The organism is Nocardiopsis sp. NPDC055551 (assembly GCF_053619415.1).
The window spans coordinates 167,724-188,955 of record NZ_JBSHJJ010000015.1; the positions used below are offsets into that span (position 1 = coordinate 167,724).

General features: G+C 70.1%; 22 protein-coding genes. 14 read left to right on the plus strand and 8 right to left on the minus strand.

The window, feature by feature from the left end:
• Window positions 1–220 precede the first annotated feature (220 nt).
• Both ACWGSK_RS24955 and ACWGSK_RS24960 read left to right on the plus strand, forming a co-directional pair.
• Window positions 221–1,012: a class I SAM-dependent methyltransferase gene (locus ACWGSK_RS24955; RefSeq protein WP_452456928.1), complete on the plus strand. Its 792-nt coding sequence runs from the start codon at window positions 221–223 to the stop codon at window positions 1,010–1,012.
• Between the two features lie 235 nt (window positions 1,013–1,247).
• Window positions 1,248–3,041 (plus strand): stealth family protein, encoded by a 1,794-nt coding sequence (locus tag ACWGSK_RS24960; RefSeq protein ID WP_358516279.1) that lies wholly within the window; start codon window positions 1,248–1,250, stop codon window positions 3,039–3,041.
• 56 nt (window positions 3,042–3,097) lie between these two features.
• Here ACWGSK_RS24960 and ACWGSK_RS24965 read toward each other — a convergent pair whose 3' ends face one another.
• Both ACWGSK_RS24965 and ACWGSK_RS24970 read right to left on the minus strand, forming a co-directional pair.
• Window positions 3,098–4,039: an MBL fold metallo-hydrolase gene (locus ACWGSK_RS24965; RefSeq protein WP_452456898.1), complete on the minus strand. Its 942-nt coding sequence runs from the start codon at window positions 4,037–4,039 to the stop codon at window positions 3,098–3,100.
• Window positions 4,040–4,456: 417 nt separating this feature from the next.
• Window positions 4,457–5,305 carry an alpha/beta fold hydrolase gene (locus ACWGSK_RS24970; protein ID WP_452456899.1) on the minus strand — a complete coding sequence of 283 codons (849 nt, stop codon included), beginning with the start codon at window positions 5,303–5,305 and terminating at the stop codon, window positions 4,457–4,459.
• Window positions 5,306–5,385: 80 nt separating this feature from the next.
• On the opposite strand from ACWGSK_RS24970, the gene ACWGSK_RS24975 reads away from it, so the two are divergent.
• On the plus strand, window positions 5,386–6,360 hold the full coding sequence (locus ACWGSK_RS24975; RefSeq protein ID WP_358515851.1) for a phosphotransferase: 975 nt from the start codon (window positions 5,386–5,388) through the stop codon (window positions 6,358–6,360).
• Between the two features lie 6 nt (window positions 6,361–6,366).
• Here the strand turns inward: ACWGSK_RS24975 and ACWGSK_RS24980 are convergent, their stop codons facing one another.
• On the minus strand, window positions 6,367–7,842 hold the full coding sequence (locus ACWGSK_RS24980; protein WP_358515848.1) for a bifunctional phosphatase PAP2/diacylglycerol kinase family protein: 1,476 nt from the start codon (window positions 7,840–7,842) through the stop codon (window positions 6,367–6,369).
• 148 nt (window positions 7,843–7,990) lie between these two features.
• Here ACWGSK_RS24980 and ACWGSK_RS24985 point away from each other — a divergent pair, with 148 nt between their 5' ends.
• The 7 genes from ACWGSK_RS24985 (at window position 7,991) to ACWGSK_RS25015 (ending at window position 13,995) form a co-directional block, all read left to right on the plus strand.
• Entirely contained in the window at window positions 7,991–8,308 is a 318-nt protein-coding gene (locus tag ACWGSK_RS24985; protein WP_358515845.1) for a hypothetical protein, read from the plus strand.
• Between the two features lie 41 nt (window positions 8,309–8,349).
• The gene (locus ACWGSK_RS24990; protein ID WP_358515842.1) at window positions 8,350–8,520 is read left to right on the plus strand and encodes a hypothetical protein; all 171 of its coding nucleotides are present in this window, start codon (window positions 8,350–8,352) and stop codon (window positions 8,518–8,520) included.
• An 85-nt stretch (window positions 8,521–8,605) separates the two neighbouring features.
• Entirely contained in the window at window positions 8,606–9,892 is a 1,287-nt protein-coding gene (locus tag ACWGSK_RS24995) for an NAD(P)/FAD-dependent oxidoreductase (protein WP_452456900.1), read from the plus strand.
• Complete coding sequence (locus ACWGSK_RS25000) at window positions 9,844–10,632, plus strand: DUF1365 domain-containing protein (protein ID WP_452456901.1); 789 nt, start codon at window positions 9,844–9,846, stop codon at window positions 10,630–10,632. Before ACWGSK_RS24995 ends, ACWGSK_RS25000 begins: the two co-directional genes overlap by 49 nt.
• On the plus strand, window positions 10,629–11,870 hold the full coding sequence (locus tag ACWGSK_RS25005) for a class I SAM-dependent methyltransferase (protein WP_452456902.1): 1,242 nt from the start codon (window positions 10,629–10,631) through the stop codon (window positions 11,868–11,870). Before ACWGSK_RS25000 ends, ACWGSK_RS25005 begins: the two co-directional genes overlap by 4 nt.
• Window positions 11,867–13,189 carry a class I SAM-dependent methyltransferase gene (locus ACWGSK_RS25010; protein ID WP_452456903.1) on the plus strand — a complete coding sequence of 441 codons (1,323 nt, stop codon included), beginning with the start codon at window positions 11,867–11,869 and terminating at the stop codon, window positions 13,187–13,189. Before ACWGSK_RS25005 ends, ACWGSK_RS25010 begins: the two co-directional genes overlap by 4 nt.
• Complete coding sequence (locus ACWGSK_RS25015) at window positions 13,186–13,995, plus strand: DUF1295 domain-containing protein (protein WP_452456904.1); 810 nt, start codon at window positions 13,186–13,188, stop codon at window positions 13,993–13,995. The genes ACWGSK_RS25010 and ACWGSK_RS25015 overlap by 4 nt, the downstream gene beginning before the upstream one ends.
• A gap of 63 nt (window positions 13,996–14,058) precedes the next feature.
• Here the strand turns inward: ACWGSK_RS25015 and ACWGSK_RS25020 are convergent, their stop codons facing one another.
• Both ACWGSK_RS25020 and ACWGSK_RS25025 read right to left on the minus strand, forming a co-directional pair.
• On the minus strand, window positions 14,059–14,844 hold the full coding sequence (locus ACWGSK_RS25020) for an SDR family oxidoreductase (protein WP_452456905.1): 786 nt from the start codon (window positions 14,842–14,844) through the stop codon (window positions 14,059–14,061).
• Between the two features lie 64 nt (window positions 14,845–14,908).
• The gene (locus tag ACWGSK_RS25025; RefSeq protein ID WP_452456906.1) at window positions 14,909–15,958 is read right to left on the minus strand and encodes an NAD(P)-dependent alcohol dehydrogenase; all 1,050 of its coding nucleotides are present in this window, start codon (window positions 15,956–15,958) and stop codon (window positions 14,909–14,911) included.
• Window positions 15,959–16,190: 232 nt separating this feature from the next.
• Between ACWGSK_RS25025 and ACWGSK_RS25030 the strand changes: the two genes are divergently transcribed.
• From ACWGSK_RS25030 to ACWGSK_RS25045, 4 genes are all read left to right on the plus strand, one after another.
• On the plus strand, window positions 16,191–16,577 hold the full coding sequence (locus ACWGSK_RS25030; protein WP_452456907.1) for a VOC family protein: 387 nt from the start codon (window positions 16,191–16,193) through the stop codon (window positions 16,575–16,577).
• An 81-nt stretch (window positions 16,578–16,658) separates the two neighbouring features.
• The gene (locus ACWGSK_RS25035) at window positions 16,659–17,057 is read left to right on the plus strand and encodes a VOC family protein (RefSeq protein WP_452456908.1); all 399 of its coding nucleotides are present in this window, start codon (window positions 16,659–16,661) and stop codon (window positions 17,055–17,057) included.
• Window positions 17,058–17,192: 135 nt separating this feature from the next.
• The gene (locus tag ACWGSK_RS25040; RefSeq protein WP_452456909.1) at window positions 17,193–18,179 is read left to right on the plus strand and encodes a sigma-70 family RNA polymerase sigma factor; all 987 of its coding nucleotides are present in this window, start codon (window positions 17,193–17,195) and stop codon (window positions 18,177–18,179) included.
• A 307-nt stretch (window positions 18,180–18,486) separates the two neighbouring features.
• Window positions 18,487–19,656, plus strand: coding sequence for a UDP-N-acetylglucosamine--N-acetylmuramyl-(pentapeptide) pyrophosphoryl-undecaprenol N-acetylglucosamine transferase (locus ACWGSK_RS25045; RefSeq protein WP_452456910.1), 1,170 nt, complete (start codon window positions 18,487–18,489; stop codon window positions 19,654–19,656).
• 80 nt (window positions 19,657–19,736) lie between these two features.
• Here ACWGSK_RS25045 and ACWGSK_RS25050 read toward each other — a convergent pair whose 3' ends face one another.
• Genes ACWGSK_RS25050 through ACWGSK_RS25060 form a run of 3 tightly spaced genes read right to left on the minus strand, consistent with a single transcriptional unit; the run spans window position 19,737 to window position 21,004 of the window.
• Window positions 19,737–19,934, minus strand: a complete 198-nt coding sequence (locus tag ACWGSK_RS25050; RefSeq protein ID WP_452456911.1) for a DUF397 domain-containing protein — start codon at window positions 19,932–19,934, stop codon at window positions 19,737–19,739.
• Window positions 19,924–20,169 carry a DUF397 domain-containing protein gene (locus ACWGSK_RS25055; RefSeq protein ID WP_452456912.1) on the minus strand — a complete coding sequence of 82 codons (246 nt, stop codon included), beginning with the start codon at window positions 20,167–20,169 and terminating at the stop codon, window positions 19,924–19,926. Before ACWGSK_RS25055 ends, ACWGSK_RS25050 begins: the two co-directional genes overlap by 11 nt.
• The gene (locus tag ACWGSK_RS25060) at window positions 20,144–21,004 is read right to left on the minus strand and encodes a helix-turn-helix domain-containing protein (protein WP_452456913.1); all 861 of its coding nucleotides are present in this window, start codon (window positions 21,002–21,004) and stop codon (window positions 20,144–20,146) included. Before ACWGSK_RS25060 ends, ACWGSK_RS25055 begins: the two co-directional genes overlap by 26 nt.
• Window positions 21,005–21,232 lie beyond the last annotated feature (228 nt).

Consider the following 21,232-nt stretch of genomic DNA (forward strand, 5'->3'; position numbering starts at 1 on the left):
AACAGTGGAAGAAATCGGTGCTTGGCGTACGTTTGCGACGATTTCACCGAACCTCGGGCCGGGGAAGACCCGCACGTCGAGGCCGAGATGAGTGACCCGAGTGAGAATTGGTGGCGGCGGCCCCGGGAACGCGCCGCACGCCCCCTTGGCATGTCGACGCGAACATGATGGGATGCCAACGCCCGAAAGCACCCCCGAAACCGAAGGCCAACGCGAGCCGATGTCGAAGAAGACCGACGCCCTCACCAGGGACCGTTCCTCCCTTGGTCACCGAATCCGTTACGCACTGCGCAACCCCGCCAAGGTGGGGCCGTACGTGCGTCGTTCCATGCGCGACCTGCGCCTGCGCCTGACCCACCGCGACCACGTCTCCTATTACCGCGCCGTCATGGCCTCCGACGCCGCCCGCGACCCCAAGGCCGCGGTGGGCAGTCGTAACGAGGAGCGGTGGCTGGCGCTGGGGCGGATGCAGTTCGAGTACCTGCTCGGACACGGATTGGAGCCCGGCCACCGCATGCTCGACATCGGTTGTGGGAACCTGCGCGCCGGCTGGCGGTTCATCGGCCACCTGGACCCGGGCGGTTACTACGGCATCGACATCTCCCCGGACATCCTCATGTCCGCGAAGAAGGTCCTGGCCGAGCGCGGCCTGCAGCACAAGCTCCCGCACCTGACCATCACCCAGGACCTGACCTTCGACTTCCTGCCAGACAAGCACTTCGACGTCGTCCACGCGCACAGCGTCTTCTCGCACTCGCCGCCGGAGGTCATCGACGAGGCCCTGGCCCATGTGGAACGGATCCTCGCGCCGGGCGGCTTCTTCGACTTCACCTTCGACCGCACCGAGGGCACCGAGCACCACGTGCTGCGCGAGGACTTCTACTACCGCACCGAGACCCTCGTCGCGTTGGCCGAGAAGCACGGGCTCCGCGCGCGTTTCATGGACGACTGGGAGAGGCTCCCGCACGGGCAGTCCAAGATCCGGGTGACCCGCCCCGACCTCCAGGAGTGAGCGGGCGGGAGTGAGCGGGGAGGGACACGGTCTTCGATGGCACTCGGTTCCATCATGATCACCACGGGTGAGAATCGGGTGCCCATTGTCGCGGTTCGGTCCCGAACCGGTCTTTAAACGACCTTGAGGTGTCCTGGTCGTCATCCGAAACCGGATTTCGCGAGTCAAAGGGATGAATCCCCCATATCCCCCGGTTCGACACTCTCAGTGACGAGCCACTCGCGAAAGGCCGTCCATGCTCGTGACAGCCCGCCTGAAGCGCGCTGCCGAACTCCTGATCCCCCACTCCGTCAGGGCCCGTCGAGAGGAGGAACGCCTCAGAGAACGGGCACGGGCCAAGGAGGAACGCCGTCTGGAGCGCGTCACCCGACGCCGCGCCGCCCTCCTGGACTCCGACCCGAACCTGCGCTCCTACACCGTCGAGGGCACCGAGCGCATCGGTCGCGTCGTGCGGGACTACACCGCCGCCGGAGCCGCCGACCGCAACCTGGACCTGGTCCTGCGCGCCCTGGAACACGCCGGGATCGACCACTTCGTCGTGCCCGGCCGTTCCCCACGACGCCACGTCCTGGGCGTACACCGCTCCCGGCGCAAGGACCTGCTGGAGGCCATGCGCGAACTCCACGACGACGGTCCTCTGTACGCCGTCGCGCCCGGCCCCGACGGTAAGGTCGCCAGAACCTCCGCCTACGTCGACGGCGCCCTGGACGCCGAGGTCAAGAGCGGCCTGGTGATCCGCTTCGCCGAACTCCTGCTGTCCGAACACGAGGATGAGTTCGGCGGGTTCGACCACGGCTGCGACGTCGAGTTCTGGCGCGACGCCACCAAGGTCCTGGCCGGGGAACGGGCCGAAGACGCCCTCGACCGGCTCCGCGTCAAGATCCCCGTGGGCGCGATGGACGGAGCGCTACTGGGCCCGCGCCCCAACCGGATCGCCGACGTATTGACCACCGACGCGCGAAGATCCGCCACGCTCACCGTCCGAGGGCGCGAACTGCCCACCTTGGAACCGTTCTCGCACCGACACCCCGAGGACGTCGGATTCCCGGTCGACGTCGTCTACACCTGGGTCGACGGCGCCGACCCCGTGCACGCCGCCAAGCGCGCCCGCCACAGCGGCGAGGTGGTCGACCTGGCCTCCCACGCCGCCAACTCCTCGCGCTACACCGACCACGAGGAACTGCGCTACTCGCTGCGCTCACTGCGCATGTACGCACCGTTCGTTCGCCACGTCTACCTGGTCACCGACGCGCAGGTGCCCTCCTGGCTCGACACCGACGCCCCGGGCCTCACCGTGGTCGACCACCGCGACATCTTCACCGTCCCCGACGCGCTGCCGGTGTTCAGCTCACGGGCCATCGAGACCCAACTGCACCACATCGAGGGCCTGTCGGAGCACTACCTCTACCTCAACGACGACGTCTTCTTCGCCAAGCAGGTCGGAGCCGAGTACTTCTTCCACTCCAACGGGATCGTCCGGCTGCCCTTCTCCGGACACCAGATCGGCGTGGGCGCCCCCATCCCCGAGGAGGTCGCCCCCAACTGGGCGGGCAAGAACGCCCGGGCACTGCTCATGGAGGACTTCGGCGCGACCATCGCCCAGAAGGTGCGCCACGCCCCCTTGCCACAGTCGCGTCGGATCCACCGGGAACTGGAGGAGCGTTACCGGGAGGACATCGAGCGCACGGCTCGCTCGCGCTTCCGGCACCCGAGCGACATCGCCCCGGCCACCACCCTGCACCAGTACTACGCCCTCTTCAGCGGGCAGGGGGTGCGCGGCAAGTACCGCACCCGCTACATCGACATCGGTACCGCGCAGGCGCGGGAGAACCTGGCGGAGCTGGGCCTGGACGCACCGTTCGACTTCCTGTGCCTGAACGACTTCGACACCCCGCCCGAACGCCAGGAGGAGGTGGCCGGGATGCTCCGCGACTACCTGGAGCGTCGCTTCCCGTTCCCGTCGCCGTTCGAGCGCGCCGACGTCCTCGTCGGTGAGGACGCCCCGTCGCGCACCGAGGCCGCGGCCTGATCGTTCCCGGGGCGCGGACGAGGGCCGCGCCCCGGGAATCGGGTTCGTTCCGTCCGTCACAGGGACGTGGACATCGGGCCGCCGTTCCACTCGACCGCGTCCTTCAGCGCCCGTCGCAGATCCATCGCCTCACCGGTCAGGTCGGCCTGGGCGCGGTGCAGGTTCATCACGATGCGTTCGGCGTCGGCCCAGTCGGCGAACCCGCCCAGGTCGGCGGCGCGGGCGGCCTCCAACGGGGTGCGCCCCTCACGCACCGCGTCCTCGGCGGTGGCCAGCACGAACCGGTAGTAGCGCTCGTGCGCGGCCAAGACCTCGTCCAGGTCGCCGGCCTGGAACACCGGGCCGTGCCCGGGTACGACGTGTTCGGGGGAGAAGGAGCGCACCCACTCCAATGAGCGCAGCGCCCCGTCGAACGAACCCATGAACACCAGCGGGGTCAACCCGTGGAAGACGAGGTCCCCGGTGAACAGCACCCGCTCCCGTGGTAGCCAGGCCACCACGTCGCCGGGGGTGTGCGCGGTGTATCCGGGGTGGCGCAGGTCGACCCGGCGCCCGCCCGGGTGCAGGGTGAGTTCCCGGTCCAGGGTCACCGAGGGAACCCTGCGGGTGACGTCGCCCCAGTCGGGGACGGGGTTCCACACGGGCGGGAGGCTCTCGAACAGCGGGTCGTTCTCCAGGGCCTCGCGCATGGCGGCCTGCCCGATCAACACGGTCGAGTCGGGCAGCAGGCTGTTGCCGTAGGTGTGGTCGCCGTGCTGGTGGGTGTTGAGCGCCCAGCGCACGGGAGCGTCGTCGGTGGCGGTCGCGAGGGCGTCCAGGAAGCGGCGGGTGCGTGTGGCGGTGGCGCAGGTGTCGATCACCAACGTGCCCTCGGTCCCGGTGACGGCGCCGGCGTTGTTCACCCACCACGTGCCGTCGGGCTGCACCCAGGCGTACACCCCGTCGACGACCTCGTGCAGTGCCCCACTCTCCGGTCCGGTACCCGTCGCCTCGCCCACGTGCGTCCCTTCGTTGATACCCGATCGTCGACCCGACAGCGTAACGCGCGGTCACGTTCCGTAGGCGGGCATCGCTTCAAGAACCTCGAACACACCGCCGTGGACCGCGCGAAGGATCTGGGCCGCCGACACCGGCCACGCCTGGACGGTCGACCACACCGGGGAACACCGGCGGGGGGGGGGGGCCCCCCGCCCCCCCCCCCCCCGGGCCCCCCCCGGGGGGCCCCCCCCCCCCCCCCCCCCCCACCGGGGGGGGGCCCCCCCCCGGGGGCCCGGGGGGGGGGGGGGGCCCGGCCCCCCCCCCCCCCCCCCCGGCTGCTCGCCCTGTGGCGACGCACCGACACCGACGCCCTCAAGGTGGACGGGAACACGGAGGCCCTTCCACTACCGATCCAGGCCGCCGAGACCGAGTGAGCCTCAGCGACGCCGGTCTAGGAAACTCGCGACGGCGTCGCTGAAGAAGGCCGGATCGTCCAACCAGGGGAAGTGCCCACCACCGGGCTGCGTCACCGTGCGGGCGTCGTCGAACAACCGTGCCGCATCCACGGCGACGTGCGGCCGAGGCGCACCATCCAGCTCTCCGGCCAGGAGCAGGACCGGAACACCCCAGGACGCCACGACCGCGCGGCCCGCCTCCGGGTCGAAGGCGTCCGGTGGCGAGAACAGCCCGGCCGCGTGTTCGTTCGACTGCTCGACCCCGGTGGCCGCGTGTGCCCGGGCCCGTTCGTCCCAGCGCCCGTAGAAGAACGGCATGACCGCGTCCCAGTCCTCGCCGGAGGTGGAACCGTTCGCCAGGTTCGTGTAGCCCCGCAACGCCGCCTCGAACCAGGGTTCACCGGAACGAAGGGCGGCGGCCTCCTGGAGGTGCCCGTCGGTGAACTCGATCCCCAGGGAGCGCAGCCGAGCGGTCACCAGCACCAGGGAACGCACCCGGTCGGGGTGGGCGAGCGCGTACAGCAGCCCCAGATCCCCGGCCGCGGAGTGGGCGAGCACGTCCATCCGTTCCAGGCCCAGATGGACACGGAGCGCCTCCACGTCGGCGACCTGCCGATCACAGCGGTACCCGGAATCGTCCTCGGGGGCCTGTGAGTCACCGGTTCCGCGCAGGTCGAGCAGGACGAGCCGGCGATGGGCGGATAGTCCGCCCAGGTCACCGAGGTAGGCGGAGGCGCGCATGGGGCCGCCGGGCAGGCACAACAGCGGTTCGCCGTGTCCGTCGGATCGGTAGGACAGGCGGGCGCCGTCGGGAGCTTCGAAGGTGGGCATGATCGTCATCCTCGCGGCACGGACCCCCATGGGCAAGGGGTTTGTACCACCCGGACCAGGGGGCTGCTACGGTCCGCGGCATGCGAGACGAGCCCGCCGACCTCGACGAACATCGCCTCCTGCCCGCCCTGAACGCCTGGGGCGTGTCCGCCGTGGCGCTGACCCACGTGCCCCTGGGCTTCGGTGACCACCACTGGAGCGCCACCGACACCGCGGGGCGACGCTGGTTCCTCACCCTGGCCGACCTGGAGCACAAGACCTTCCTCGGTGAGGACCCGCACATGGTGCTCGACCGTTTGGAAGGGGCCATGGACACCGCGGCCCGACTGCACGACGACGCCGGGCTCGGTTTCGTGGTGGCACCACTGCGTTCGCTGTCCGGCGCCACCGTCCACACCGTCGGCGCGCGCTACGCCCTGAGCGTCTTCCCGCACGTGGAGGGCGCCTCCGGGGAATTCGGCCAGGTCCTGGAACCGGCCCGCCGCGACCGGGTCCTGGACACGCTCGCGGCGCTGCACCGGTGTCCGCCCCCGGGCACCGCGCGCACGCTCCCGGTCGCCCTGGAGGGCGCCGAACACCTGGCCGCCCTGGCCGAGGACCCTCGCGGGCTCGGCGACCACGGGCCCCTGTCGGGCGCCGTCGCCGACCTCCTCGACGAGTACGGCGCGGTCCTGCGCGCCCACCTGAGCGGGTTCGGGCACCGGGCCGCCTCGGTCGACCCGGCCCGGGCCGTCATCACCCACGGCGAACCACATCCGGGCAACCTGCTGTGGCGCGACGACCGGCCGCTGCTGGTCGACTGGGACACCGTCGGCGTCGCCGTGCCCGAGCGCGACCTATGGCCGGTCACCGACGACCCCGAGGCCCTGGCCCGCTACGCCGACGCCTCCGGGCACGTTCCCGACCCCGACCTGCTCGACCTGTACCGGTTGCGTTGGGACCTGCGGGACGTGGTGGAGTTCGTGGACCTGTTCGGCGCCGAGCACCGGAGCACCCCCGACACCGAACAGGCACTCGCGGAACTGGCAGGCGTACTCGCCCGCCTGGCCGCCTGAGAACCCTCAGCGTCCCTGCCCCGCGGGCACGAACACCCGCAGCGCCGCCGGACGCTTGCGGAACGACATCGTCGGCGAGCCCTCCATGACCTCGCCGTCCACCGCGATCAACCTCGGCCGGGAGGGGATGGCCAGGGTCAACGACTCGACCAGGCGTTCGCTGTAGCCCCGCCCCGACAACGGCCGCCCCAACAGGACGTCCATCAGGGCGCGCAACCGGGGGAACGGGTACCGGGCGCACAACACCCGCACGTCCAAACGTCCATCGTCCAGATGCTCGCGCAGCCCCGGCACCCGCGCGTGCGTCCGGTACCGGCAGTTGCCCACGAACGCCCACCACACCTTGGCCGGACGTCCGTCCACCAGGGCCGGGGTGGGCCGCACCTCCCGCAGGTCCCGCCACAGCGCCAACGCGAACGCCGGCCACTTGCCGATCCGCTGCTCCCACCGGTCCCGATGCTCCACCATGTGCGGATAGGACCCGAACGAGGAGGTGTTGAGGAAGACGTGCCCGTCGACCTCGCCCACGTCCACCCGCGCCAGACGGCGGTCGGCGAAGGCGCGCAACGAGATGTCCACCGAGGTCAGCCCCAGGGTGCGGGCGAAGTTGTTCAGGGTGCCGTCCGGTAGTACCAACAGGGGACGGTCGTGCGCCAGTGCGGCGGTCGCACCGGCGTTCACCGTGCCGTCGCCGCCCGCCACCGCCAGCACCTCGCAGTCGCGTGCGGCCTTGTCCATCACCTCCAGGATGTCGTCGTCGGCCGACATCGGCATGATCCGTGCTCGGGGCAGTTGCCGGGCCACCCGGGTGGTGGTGTCGGTCATGGAGAGACTGGGCAGGGCGCCTTCGGCCGAACGCGGATTGAGCACCAGCGTCACCCCGGCCCCTTCCGGGTCCACGTCGGCCTCGCCGGCGGGGACGGTGCTCGCGCCGTGCACGAGTTCGGGCCTGGGCGGGATGAGCGCCCGCGCGGCCAGGGCGGAGACGAACCCGACCGCCATCCCGCCGAGCACGTCGCCCGGGTAGTGCACGCCGCTGTGCACCCGTGAGAACCCCACCGCGCCGGCCAGCGCGATCACCAGCGCCGACAGGGGCCTGGGCGCGTCCGCGGCCACCCCACCGGCGAACCCGAACGCGGCGGCGGTGTGCCCGGAGGGGAAGGAGGAACTCAAGTAGGCCCGGTAGGGGAACCTCGCGGCGGGGATCGCCGAACTGTCCGGTCGGGGCCGCCGCGCCAGGTACTTGATCCCGGAGGCGGCGGCGTTGGCCAGGCCGGCCGCGGCGATGGCCCGCAGCGCGGTGCGCCGCAACCTGGGACCGCCGGTGACCGCGAGGGTGGCCGAGACCATCATCCAGGGGGCCATGTGGTCGGTGGCCTGAACGAACCGCGGCGTGTAGCCGTCCAGCCGTGGGGTGCCCACCCGGGTCACCCTGTCGTAGACGCTCTTGTCGATGCGTTGTAGGTGACGCAGGATTCGCATGCGCCCAGCCTGGTGGGAAACGGATGAGTTGTCCATAAACCGCACGACGGACTCGGGACCGGTGACCGGAATCGGCCCTGTGGATCACGTTTCGGAGGGGTCCTGGGCGAGTAGGGTTCTGGGCGCGTTCCCCCAAGGAAAGGCGCCCATGACCACCAACGAGAGCCCCGAACAGACCCACGTCGTGGTCCTGCACTCCTCCGGTCCCCTCGACACCGACCTCGCACGGGCCTACCCCGAGCACCGGGTCACCGTCCTCACCGACGGCCTCCCGGTGGTGGTCGGGGAGGACGTCACCCCACCCGACACGGTGTCCATGCCGCGCGGCGAGTGGCACGACCAGCTCGCCCGATGGGCGCGGGGCGGACCGGTCGAGGTGGTGACCTTCGACGAGACCTGCGCGGCGGCCTGCGACGAGTTGCGTTCCGCCCTCGGACTCGGCCCGCGGCCCTCCGAGAAGGTCTGACGCCGAACCCCGAGTTCGCGCCGCCCACCGGGGCCGCGACCGTGCCCGACCCGGACACCTTCGCCGGGCCCGGACGGGGCGTACCGGGAGAACACGCCGACTTCCTTCGCCCACCCGGACCCGACGCCCGGTGGGTGTTCGAGGCGCTGGGCGTGGACTCCCGTGGCCGTGTCCTCTCCCACCTCACCGCCGTCCACGCCCTCGTCCCCTGACCCACGCCTTGCCACGGGACCCATCCGCCCGGCCCTTGGCACCGAATACCTCGTGATGGTCGCACCACCCCACACGAGAGGGCGCATGAGCACACACCACAGACGGCGGGTCGCGGTGATCGGCGGCGGGATCTCCGGGCTCACCGCCGCCCACGTCCTGCACCGTCACGACGACGTCACGCTGTTCGAGGCCGACGACCGGCTCGGCGGACACGCCCACACCCACGACGTTCCCGGGCCCGACGGCGAACCACTGGGCGTGGACAGCGGCTTCATCGTCCACAACCGCCGCACCTACCCCCACCTGCTGCGCCTGTTCGACGAACTCGACGTCCCCACCCGCCCCACCGAGATGAGCCTGTCGGTGAGCTGCGCCGGTTGCGGACTGGAGTACGCGGGAGCCCGAGGACTCCGGGCCATGTGGCCCGACCGTTCCAGGGCGAGCGTCGACTACCTGCGCATGCTCGCCGACGTCCCCCGCTTCCACCGGGCCGCGAACCGCCTGCTCCGAACCGCCCGACGCCTGGACGAAGAGCGGGGCGCGGTCGGTCCCAGCCTCGGCGCCTTCGTCGAACGCCACCGCTTCACCCCCTACTTCACCGCCCACTTCCTGCTCCCGTTGGTCTCGGCGGTCTGGTCCTGCCCGGCGGGCACCGCCCTGGAGTACCCGGCCCGCCACCTGTTCACCTTCCTGGAACACCACGGCATGCTCGGGATCTGGGGGTCACCCCGCTGGCGCACGGTCGAGGGCGGCTCGCACACCTACGTCGAACGGGTGGCCAAGAACCTGCGCTCGGTCCGCACCGGCACCCCGGTGCGCGGGCTGGCCAGGAGCGAGGGCGGCGTACGGGTGAGCACCGACTCCGGAACGGCCGATTTCGACGCCGCCGTGGTCGCCACCCACGCGGACCAGGCCCTGGACCTGCTGGAGGAGCCCACGGACACCGAACGCGAGGTACTGGGCGCCTTCACCTACACGCGCAACCGCACCCTGCTGCACACCGACACCTCCGTACTACCCGACGATCGCGCCACCTGGGCGTCTTGGAACCACCGGTTGCCCGCCTGCGCCCCCGGCCGCGCCCCCGTGCGGGTCGGATACCACATGAACCGGCTTCAAGGGCTGCCGGAGGGGGACGACTACATCGTGACGCTCAACGACGACGCGGACGTGGACCCCGCGAAGGTGGTGGCCGCGATGGACTACGCCCACCCGGTCTTCACCCCCGAGTCGGTCGCGGCCCAGAGTCGTCTGCGCTCCCTGGACGGCCCCACCCTCGCCTACGCCGGCGCCCACTACGGCTGGGGCTTCCACGAGGACGGATGCCGGGCCGGCGCGGAAGCGGCCGCCGCCCTGGGGAGGACGTGGTGACCGGCGCGCCGGCCCTGTACGAGGCGACCGTCCGCCACGTGCGGTCGGCCCCGGTGCGGTACGCCTTCGCCCACCGCACCCTCTACTGGTTCGTGGACCTGGACCACCCGCCGCGCCCGCCCCGGCTCCTGCGTCCGCTGGCCGGCTTCCACCCCGCCGACCACGGCTCCGGGCGGGCGGCCACGATCCGCGCCGACCTGGACTCCTACCTGCGCGACCGGGGCGTGGAACCGCCCGGCGGGCGCGTGTTCATGCTCGCCCACCCCCGCGTGTTCGGATACGTGTTCAACCCACTGACCGTGTACTGGTGCCATGACCCCCACGGTGTGCCGCGGGTGGTGGTCGCCGAGGTGCACAACACCTACGGCGACCGCCACCGCTACCTCCTGCGCACCGACGAACGCGGCCGGGCCCGAGTGGACAAGGCCCTGTACGTGTCCCCGTTCAACGACGTCGACGGCCACTACCGGCTCTCCCTGACCGAACCCGGCGAGCGGCTGGACCTGACCGTGGCCCTGCACCGCGAAGGACACCCGCCCTTCACCGCCTCGGTACGCGGTCTGCGACGTCCCCTCACCAGGGCCACCCTGCTGTGGCTGAACCTGCGATACCCGCTGGCGCCACTGGTCGACGCGGCACGCATCCGCCTCCACGGCGTCCGGCTCTACCTGCGTGGCCTGCCCATACGGGAGCGGCCCGTCCACCGCTCGGATCACGAACCGCGAGGAGCACGTCAATGACCACCGTCGAAGCCACCTCCCCGAACGCCGAACGCTGGCCCGACGTGGCCCGGGTGCCGCGTAGCGGGCTGCGCACCGCCGTGGCCCGCCTGGTGACGGCCCGGGCGGTCCCACTGGCCGGTATCCGTGTGCACACCGGCACCGGCGTACCACCCCTTGACGGGACCGCCCCCGTGTTGTGGTTGCGCGACCCCGACGCCTTCCACGCCCGCCTGGCCCACGACGGCCTCATCGGGTTCGGTGAGTCGTACATGGCGGGGGAGTGGGACTCACCCGACCTCGTCGCCCTGCTCACCCGCCTGGCCGAGCACTACGAACGACTCGTCCCCCCGGCCCTGCACCCACTGCGACACGTCACGCTGCCGCGCCGCCCCGACTCCGACCGCAACACGAGGGCGGGAGCACGCCGCCACATCAGTCACCACTACGACCTGTCCAACGACCTGTTCGCGCTGTTCCTGGATCGCACCATGACCTACTCGTCGGCGCTGTTCACCGCCGACGACCCGCGCGACGCCCACGGACTGGCCCGAGCCCAGGAACGCAAGATCGACCGGCTCCTGGACTCCACCCGGGTGGAGGAGGGCACCGAACTCCTGGAGATCGGCACCGGTTGGGGCGAACTGGCCGTTCGGGCCGCCCGACGCGGCGCTCGTGTCACCTCCATCACACTGTCCACCGAGCAACGCGACCTGGCCCGCGCCCGCGTTGCCGAAGCCGGTGTGGCCGACCGGGTCGAGGTGCGACTGTGCGACTACCGCGACGCGACCGGTTCCTACGACGCCGTGGTCAGCTGCGAGATGATCGAGGCGGTGGGCGAGAAGTACTGGACCGCCTACGTCACCGCCCTGGACCGCCTCACCCGGCCCGGCGGCAGGGTGGCGCTCCAGTGCATCACCATGGAGCACGCCATGATGCGCGCCTCGCGCGGCTCCTACACCTGGATGCACAAGTACGTGTTCCCCGGCGGACTCATCCCCTCGATCACCGCCCTGCGCAGAGAGTTCTCCGCCCACACCCGACTGCGCGTCACCCACCGGCGCGCCTTCGGTCGGGACTACGCCGACACCCTGGCCGTGTGGCGCCGCACCTTCGTCGACGCGGCCGACCAGGTCGCCGACCTGGGCTTCGATCCGGTCTTCCGCCGGATGTGGACCTTCTACCTGGCCTACTGCGAGGCCGGATTCCGGTCCGGGATCATCGACGTCGAACAGATCACCCTGGAGCGTCCCGCATGACCACCACCACCCGTGCCGCTACCGACGCCACCACCGCCACCGCCCGACCCGGGAGCGGCCCCGGCACGCGAGGGGCGGCCCACCTGCTGGGCCCCCTGATCGCCGCCTTCTTCAACGGGGTACCACCGGTGCGGCTGCGCACCTGGGACGGCAGCGAGTACGGCCCCGCGAACGCGCCGCGCGTGACGGTACGCGACCGCGACGCCCTGCGCCACGTGCTGGCCCGCCCCGGAGAACCGGGCCTGTCCCGCGCCTACGTCACCGGGGGCCTTGAGGTCGAGGGCGACCTCACCGACGCCCTGCGACGAGTGTGGGCCTCGGTGCGCGAACACGGTACCTCGGTGCCGGGGCCGCTCGACTGGGCACGCGTGGCCCACGTCGCCTTGGTCCTGGGGCTGGTGGGACCACCACCCCTCGCGCCATCCGTCGAGGCGCGCATGGGCGGGCGGCTCCACAGCCGCGAACGCGACGCCGCCGCCGTCTCCCACCACTACGACGCCGGCAACGACCTCTACGAACTCCTGCTAGACGAGACCATGGCCTACTCCTGCGCCTACTGGGACCCCGACCGGCCCGAGCAGACCCTGGCCCAGGCCCAACGCGCCAAACTCGACCTGGTCTGCGCCGACCTCGGACTGCGCCCCGGCGACCGACTCCTGGACGTGGGCTGCGGGTGGGGTTCGCTCACCCTGCACGCCGCTCGCGAGTACGGGGCGTGGGTGCACGCGGTGACCCTGTCCGCGCGCCAACACGACCACGTGGTCGAACGTGCCGCCGCCGAAGGACTGGAACACCTGGTGGACGTGCGCCTGCTGCACTACCGCGACATCGCCGACGACACCTTCGACGAACCCGTCGGGCACGGGTTCGACGCCGTGGCCACCGTGGAGATGGGCGAACACGTGGGCCGGGACGCCTACGGGCCCTTCACCCGACGACTCCACGACCTGCTACGCCCGGGCGGCTCCCTCCTGGTCCAGCAGATGTCCCGGCGCGGAGCCTACCCCGGTGGCGGCCCGTTCATCGAGCGCTACATCGCCCCCGACATGCACATGCGCCCGCTCGGTGAGACCGTCGCGCTCATCGAGGACGCCGGGCTGGAGGTGCGAGGCGTACGGGCGCTGCGCGAACACTACGTGCGCACCGCCCGCGCCTGGTCCGAGGAGTTGGAGCGCCGATTCGACGAACTTGTGCGGATCGCCGGCCCACAGACCGCGCGCGTGTGGCGGCTGTACCTGGCCGGAGGGGCGCTCGCCTTCGAGGAGGGACGCATGGGCGTCGACCAGATCCTGGCCCAGCGCCCCGAGGAGACCACGTGAGCGTGGGCGCCGCCCTGGCCCTCAACCTGGGGGTGACCGCCCTTGTCCTGGCCGCCGTCATGTTCACCACCTTCGCGATCGGGGTGCGGCTGGGCCGGCACAGCGTCGTCGACTCCGCCTGGGGCGCGGCCTTCGCGGCCACCGCGCTGACCACCGGCGTGGTGGTCATCGCCACCGGACACGGCGACCCGACCCGCGTCTGGCCGCTGGTCGCGCTGACCACCGTGTGGGGGCTGCGCCTGGCGGTGCACATCGGTCTGCGCGGCCGGGGCAAGGGCGAGGACCCGCGCTACGAGAGGTTCCTGGCCAACGCGCCCGGCGACCCGAACCTCTACGCGCTGCGCGTGGTCTACCTGCTCCAGGGAGCCTTGGTGTGGCTGATCTCCACGCCGATCCAGGTGGGCGCGTTCACCTCCGGAACCTTCGGATGGGTGGCCGCGCTCGGCGCGCTGCTGTGGCTGACCGGGTTCCTGTTCGAGTCCGTGGGCGACGCCCAGCTCGCCCGGTTCAAGGCCGCCCCCGCCAACAAGGGCCGGATCATGGACCGTGGCCTGTGGGCGTGGACCCGCCACCCCAACTACTTCGGCGACGCGTGCGTGTGGTGGGGCCTGTTCCTGGTCGCCGCGGGTTCGTGGTGGGTCCTGTTCACCCTGCCCGCCCCACTGGTGATGACCTACCTGCTCACCCGGGGTTCCGGCCAACGGCTCATGGAGGAGCACATGGCCGGTCGCCCCGGCTGGGCCGAGTACACCGAACGCACCAGCGCCTTCTTCCCCCTGCCGCCCAAGCGCCGCACCCGCCCCTGAAGGGACGGGGCCGGGGCGCGCCGGACCACGAGCGCGCCCCGGACGGTGGCTCGGACCACCGGCTCAGACCGACGGGACCTGACCACCGTCGACCCGGATGACCGAACCGTTCACGTACGCGGCCTGCCTGCTCGCCAGGAAGGCCGCCACCGCGCCGTACTCGGCCGGGTCGCCGTAACGGCCCGCGGGGATCGAGGCGCGGCCCCTCGCCTGGGCCTCCTCCACCGAAAGGCCCTCACGTTCGGCCCGGGCGCGGTCCAACGAGTCCACCCGTGGGGTGGCGATCCGGCCCGGCACGATGACGTTGGCGGTCACCCCGTCCGCAGCGACCTCCGTGGCCACCGTCTTGGACCAGGAGTGCAGTGAGGCCCGCAGCGTGTTGGACACGCCCAGGTTCGGGATGGGGGCGATCGGACCCGAGGAGGTACTCGTGATGATCCGCCCCCAACCGCGTTCGCGCATCCCGCCCACGACCACGTCGGTCAGTTCGATCACCGGCAGCACCATCGCCGCGTACATGTCCTGCCACAGGGCCGGCTCCTGACCCAGGGCCGGCGTGGGCGGCGGCCCACCGGTGTTGTTGACCAGGATGTCCACCGGCCCCAGGTCGGCGGCGACCCGTTCGGCGACCTCCCCGGCGCGCCCGTGCTCGGCCAGGTCCCACTCGATACCGATGGCCCGAGCCCCCGTCGCCCGGCAGGCGTCGACGGTGGCCCCGAGACGTTCGGTGTCACGGCCGGTCACGGCCACGCTCACCCCCTCCGCCGCCAGGGCGAGGGCCATGGCCCTACCCAACCCCGAACTTGCCGCGGTCACCAGTGCGACCCTGCCGGTGATTCCCAGATCCATCTCGTCTCCTCCACAGTGGTCCGGCGATGTTCTGGGAATCCTGGCAGATGCCGGAACCCCCGTGTCAGCTCGGGTTCGGGGTCACGACCGCGCGACCGTTGACCTCGCCCGCCTCCAGCTTCCGGTACGCCTCCAAGGCGTCGTCCATGGCGAACCGCTCCACGTCCGGGCGGATCTGCCCGGCCTTGTACATCTCCACCACCTCCCATAGTTCCGACACCGAACCCCAGTAGGTGTTGGTCATGTGGGTCTCGTAGGGGTTGCTGAAGAACGAGAACTCGTGGGTGCCGCCCGCGATGCCCACGATGGTGCAACGACCGCCCTGTGCCATGGAGGCCGCCGCCGTGGACACCGTCGGGGCCGCCCCCACGAAGTCGAAGGCCGCGTCCACACCGTGCCCGCCGGTGAGCGCGCGGATCTTCTCCACCTGGTCCTCCCCGGCGCCTACGGTGATCGCGCCCTCCGCCTCGGCGCGGGCGCGCGCGTCCTCCTTGACGTCGGTGGCGATGACCGTGGCGCCGGTCAACGCCCGCAGGATCTGCACCCCGATCAGGCCGAGGCCGCCCAGCCCGATGGCCAGCGCGTACCGACCACCGCCGGCCAGGTACGGCAGCGCCTCCTTGATCGCGTGGTAGGGGGTCAGGCCCGCGTCGGCCAACGGGGCCGCGGCAACCGGGTCGGCGTCGCCCAGCGGGACCAGGTGCCGGGCGGGCACCGTCATGTACTCGGCCATGCCGCCGTCCCGGCCCAGTCCCACCGCCAGGTACGGCAGGGACGCGGCGTTCTCGCAGTAGGTCTCCACCCCCTGGGCGCACTGGCGACAGTGCCAACAGCCGATCGGACCGTAGACCAGGTACGCGGCGCCCACCTGGATCCGCTCGCTCACACCCGGGCCGAGCGCCTCGACCCATCCGGCGTTCTCGTGCCCAAGGACGAACGGCGGCTTCTGGGCGCCGGGCTGCCCTTTCTCGAACACCCGGTAGACGCTGATGTCGGAGTGACACGCCCCGGCGCCGGCCACCCGCAGGAGCACCTCTCCCGGGCCCGGCTCCGGTTTGGGCACCTCGGTGAGTGAGGGGAACTGCTTGTAGTCCTCGAACACCACTGCGCGCATGTGCGATCTCCCTCGAACAAGGTTCGGTGCCCTCTGTCGGACACCGGCGAACCGGGCCACGTGAGACGCCCTCTCGCCCACGCGAAAGTAACACCGGTGATCACGGTGCGTCACCCAAGGGGTACGCACGGAATCGTCCGCATTGTTTGACCCGCTCACGTCCACCGAGGCGATGAGTTCGGCCCACCACCCGGGTCCACACGGGTGAGACACGACCTTCGAGGAGGACCACATGTTCGACACCACCCGGGCCTTCGGCTCCTTCGCCGTCCCCGACCCCGACACCGCCCGAGAGTTCTACGGCACCACCCTGGGTCTGGACGTCCGGCCGGTACCGGGGATGGAAGAGCACGGCCTGTTCCAGATCGACCTGGGCAAGAACCACGGCGTGCTCGTCTACGCCAAACCCGACCACGCGCCCGCCGTGTTCACCGTCCTCAACCTGCCGGTCGACGACATCGACGCCGCCGTCGACGAACTCGTCCGCCGCGGGATCACCATGCTGCGCTACGAGGGGTTCCGGCACGACGCCAAGGGGATCGTCCGTGAGGGCGGCGGACCCCTGGTCGCCTGGTTCACCGATCCGGCGGGCAACGTCATCGGCCTCATCCAGGAGTGAGACGCCCGCGATGAGTTCCACCGTCTCCGCCGAGTCGGTACGGGTTAACGACCAGACCAACGACACCACAGGGAGAAAACAGTGAAGAACACCGTCCTCGACAGCATGCTCCTGGCCAGCACCGACCCCGACCGCCTGCGCGACTGGTACGCCGCCGTGCTCGACCCGGTCCAGAACGACACCATGGACGACTACCGGGTGCTCAAGTTCGGGAACTTCTACATGATGATCGACCGCCGCGACGACATCGGATCCAGGGCCACCGACGCACCTCGGATGATCCTCAACTTCGACGTCGCCGACGCACGAGACGTCGCGACCCGCATGGAGGAGCTGGGCACCCCGTGGGTCGCCCCGCTGGAGGACCGTGACGGGAGCCTGTTCGCCACCGCCCAGGACCCCGACGGCAACTACGTGCAGATCGTCCAGCTCAGCCCCGAACACCTGGCCGCCATGGAGGCCACGCCCCAGGAGGCCTGAGAACGGAGGAGGTCCACGCCACCGGTGGTCGGCGCCCGGCGGAGGGCGCCGGCCACCGGCCCAGGGGCCCACCGGAAGAAATTCCGGCAAAGGAACGACCACGCCCGATCCGTTCTGTCGTAGGTGCGGCGTAGCGTGACGATCGTGGTTGAGCAGACGACGATCGACCAGGACTTCGCGCGACTCATCGGCCCCTACCGCCGAGAGTTGTACGCGCACTGTTACCGCATGCTCGGTTCGGTGCACGACGCCGAGGACCTGGTCCAGGAAACCTGTCTACGCGCGTGGAAGGGGATCGACCGCTTCGAGGGCCGCTCCAGCCTGCGCACCTGGCTGCACCGCATCGCCACCACGGTGTGTCTGACGGCCCTGGACAAACGTGGGCGCAGACCCCTGCCCACCGGCCTGGGCGGGCCGACCGACAGCCCCGAGTCCGAGTTGGCCGACGGCTCGGAGGTCCCTTGGCTGGAGCCGATACCGGACCGCCTCGGGGTGGGCGTCGACGACCCGGGAACCGTGGTGGTCGACCGCGAGAGCGTCCGCCTGGACCTGGTGGCCGCCCTGCAGTACCTGCCGGCCAAACAGCGGGCCGTGCTGATCCTGCGCGAGGTGCTGCGGTTCAGCGCCGCCGAGGTCGCCCAGATCCTTGACACCTCCGTCCCGGCCGTGAACAGTCTGTTGCAGCGGGCCCGCGCCCAGCTGGCCAAGGAACTCCCACAACAGGACCGGATCCCCGCGCCCAGGGCCGAGCAACGTGAGCTGCTGGAGCGGTACGTCACCGCGTTCGAGAGCTACGACATCGGTGCGCTCACCGACCTTTTCACCGCCGAGGCGGCGTTCGAGATGCCACCGTTCGCCACCTGGGTACGCGGACCCGAGAACATCGTGCGGCTCATCCACGCCCAGTGCCCGGCCAAGGCGCCGGGTGACCTCGCCCTGGTGCCCACCGCCGCCAACGGACAGCCCGCCTTCGCCATGTACCTGCGTGGCGAGGACGGCGTCTACCGGGCCTTCGGCATCCACGTGCTCGCCATGACGGGGGAGGGGATCGGACACTGCTCGATCTTCTTCGACACCACCCTGTTCCCCTTCTTCGATCTCCCTTGGACCCTCGACCGCTGACCCGGAGGGAGGAGCCCCAGCACCAGGTTCGAGGGCCATGGGTGGCTGTACGATTACGGGGTCGACTTCGAACCGGTCGTCACCCGGGAGTGAGCCCCCCACGTCGCCCGGCGCGTTCGCACGTTCCTCTCCAAGAACCCGTGAACCGAACCCGGTGGCGGCCCGTCCCAGTAGTTCGGGCACCCCGATGATCCGATCCGGATTCGCCCCGATACCAGGCCTCGGCAGCCCTCGGACCCGGCTAACGTGCTCAGGGGTCGAGCAGCCTCGGCCCTACCACCTCATCACCCACCCGGATGGGAACCGCGTGAACAGCACCCCTGACCATCGAGACCTGCGCCTGATCGTCACCGGCGGCGGCACGGGCGGCCACACCTACCCCGCGCTGACCGCGATCAACGCGCTCCGACAGCGCCTGGAGACGACCGGGCACTCCCTCGATGTGCTGTGGGTGGGCGCGGCGGGCAGCCTGGAGAAGCGGGTGGCGACCGCGAACGGGATCGCTTTCGAGGCGGTGGCCACCGGCAAGATCCGCCGTTCCAAGAACCCCCTCAAGCTCGCCTCCCCCGCCAACATCAAGGACATGACCAACGTGCCCCGGGGAGTCGCCCAGGCCTGCAAGCTCGTATCCGACTTCGAACCCGACGTCGTGCTGGCCACCGGTGGTTATGTCGCCGTGCCCGTCGGCCTGGCCGCCCGCATGTGCCGCAAGCCCCTGGTCGTGCACGAGCAGACCGTGCGCCTGGGACTGGCCAACAAGGTCCTCGCCCGCGCCGGTGCCCAGATCGCCGTGTCCGCCGAGTCCTCCGTCGAGCTGCTGCCCGACTCCTCCCAAGAGGACGCCGTCGTCACCGGTAACCCCGTTCGGCCCGAGGTCTTCACCGGCCGGGCCGAACTCGGCGCCAAGGGCCTGGGCTTCGAGGGCTACGACGCCGAGCTGCCCACCATCTACGTCACCGGTGGCGCGCAGGGTTCCGCGCAGATCAACGACAACGTCCGCGCGATCCTGCCCTGGCTGCTCGCCCGTGCGAACGTGGTTCATCAGTGCGGCGCGGCCAACGTCGCGGGTCTCCGAGAGAGCGCACAGCAGCTCCCGCCCGGCCTGGCCGAGCGCTACCACCTGACCGACTTCGTCGGCCCCGAGCTGCCCGACGTGCTGGCGCTGGCGGACGTGGTGATCTCCCGCAGTGGTGCCGGCACCATCGCCGAACTCACCGCCCTGGGTAAGGCGGCGGTGTTCATCCCCCTGGCTTCGTCGGCCGGTAACGAGCAGGCGCACAACGCCCGCCACCTACAGGAGTCCAACGCGGCGGTGGCGCTGCTCGGCGAGGTCACCCCCGTGAGCCTCCAGAGCGCGGTCGAGCCGTTGCTGACGGACCCGGCCCGGCGTGAGGAGATCGCCACCAACGCCCGCGCCCATGGAAGGCCGGACGCGGCGGAGCGCCTGGTGGACGTGCTGCTGAACGCCGCCGAATAGCGGACCCTGCTGGATCGACGAGCATCAGGCCCCACCCGCTGCAAAGCAGGTGGGGCCTGATCGCTGTGTGCGGCCGACCCTCAGGGTCGCGCTTTGGTGGAGTCGATGAAGGTTCGCCACTCGTGGACGTCGAAGAGGAGAGCTCCGAGATCACGGTGGGTGGTGTCCCGCACGGCTGTGCCTGACGGGCTGTCCGCTACCTCCACACACTGGCCGTTTCCGCTGCTGTAGCTGGACTTACGCCAGTTGGCGCTGGATCTGTTTCGTTCAGTCCACATCGTGTCGTGCCGTCCCGAGGAAGGCCTGCCACTCACTTGCGTTGAAGAAGAGTGTGCTGAGCTGACGGTGCTTCGTGTCGCGTATCTCTGCGCCTGTGGGTCCCTCCGAAACTTCCACGCAGTTGTCAGCGGCTGAGGAGTAGCTGGAGGTGTGGAAGGGGCTTGGGTGGTGGTCGGTGGTTGAGCGCATGGTCAAGTCCTGCAATTCATTATCTATTCTGCTGGAGGAGTTCATTAAGTAACGCGGTTGATTCTCCCTGGGAGAGGGCACTTCCGCATGCTTGGGTGAACATGGTCCTGTGAAGTGCCACCTCCTCCTTGCTTTCAAGATAGCCATTGCGTGTGGCCGTCTCAGTGTGGACGATCGACAGATCGAAATCTCCATCGAAGTCCAGGATCATGAACGAGGATCCCAACGCCCCATGCAGCCCTGACCTTAACGGCATGATCTGGATAGAGACTTGAGGAGAACCTTCTGCCACCTCGACCAGGTGCTGTATCTGGGGCCCGAACACATGCGGTGTTCTGGTCAGGCGTTGCACGGCTGCCTCTTCGATGACGAACGAGAGTGTCGGAGGGGAGCTGCGGTTCAAGATCTCTTGGCGTCGCATGCGGGCTTCGACTTTGCGTTCGATTCCATCAGGGCTGAGGAAGGAATAGGAGCGCATGAGGGCATCGGTGTACTCAGGTGTTTGGAGTAGCCCAGGGATGAACACTGGTTCGTAGCTGCTGATCTGGGCGGCCTCATCCTCAAAGGCCGGAAGCGATCCCTCGAACGCATCTCCGTAGGCGACCCACCATCCCTTCTTCTTCGCGTCGCGCATGAGGGTCTCCAGCGATTCTCGGCGCTTGGCGTCTGTGATGCCGAAAAGATCCAGGAGCGCCCTGAGGTCGGTGAGGTTTCCCCTGGTCCAGCGGCCGTTCTCGTAGTTGTGGACCTTTGTCTTTGCCCAGTCAAGCTCAGCCGCCACTTGGTCGAGTGTCAACCCGGCGGCTTCACGCCCCTGCCGAAGCTCGCGAGCCAACTGCCGCTTGCCGACAGTGGGAAGGGGTGGTGGCTTTGCGGCCAAGGTGCTCCTCCTGGGGCTGGGGGCAATGGGACATGTCGCTGATCCTAGTACGAACTTCCGATTGCAGAATCCGACATTCCACACAAAGTAACTTTGGACTTGAAAGTAGGAAATTCATAGTTAAGGATAAGACTATCCAGTGGCTCGCTGAGTCTTTTGGTGGCGGAGTGCCGTGCCGGAGGATTCGTCGTGATTGAAAAGCGTCACCTGGCTCAGTCGCGGCCGTAG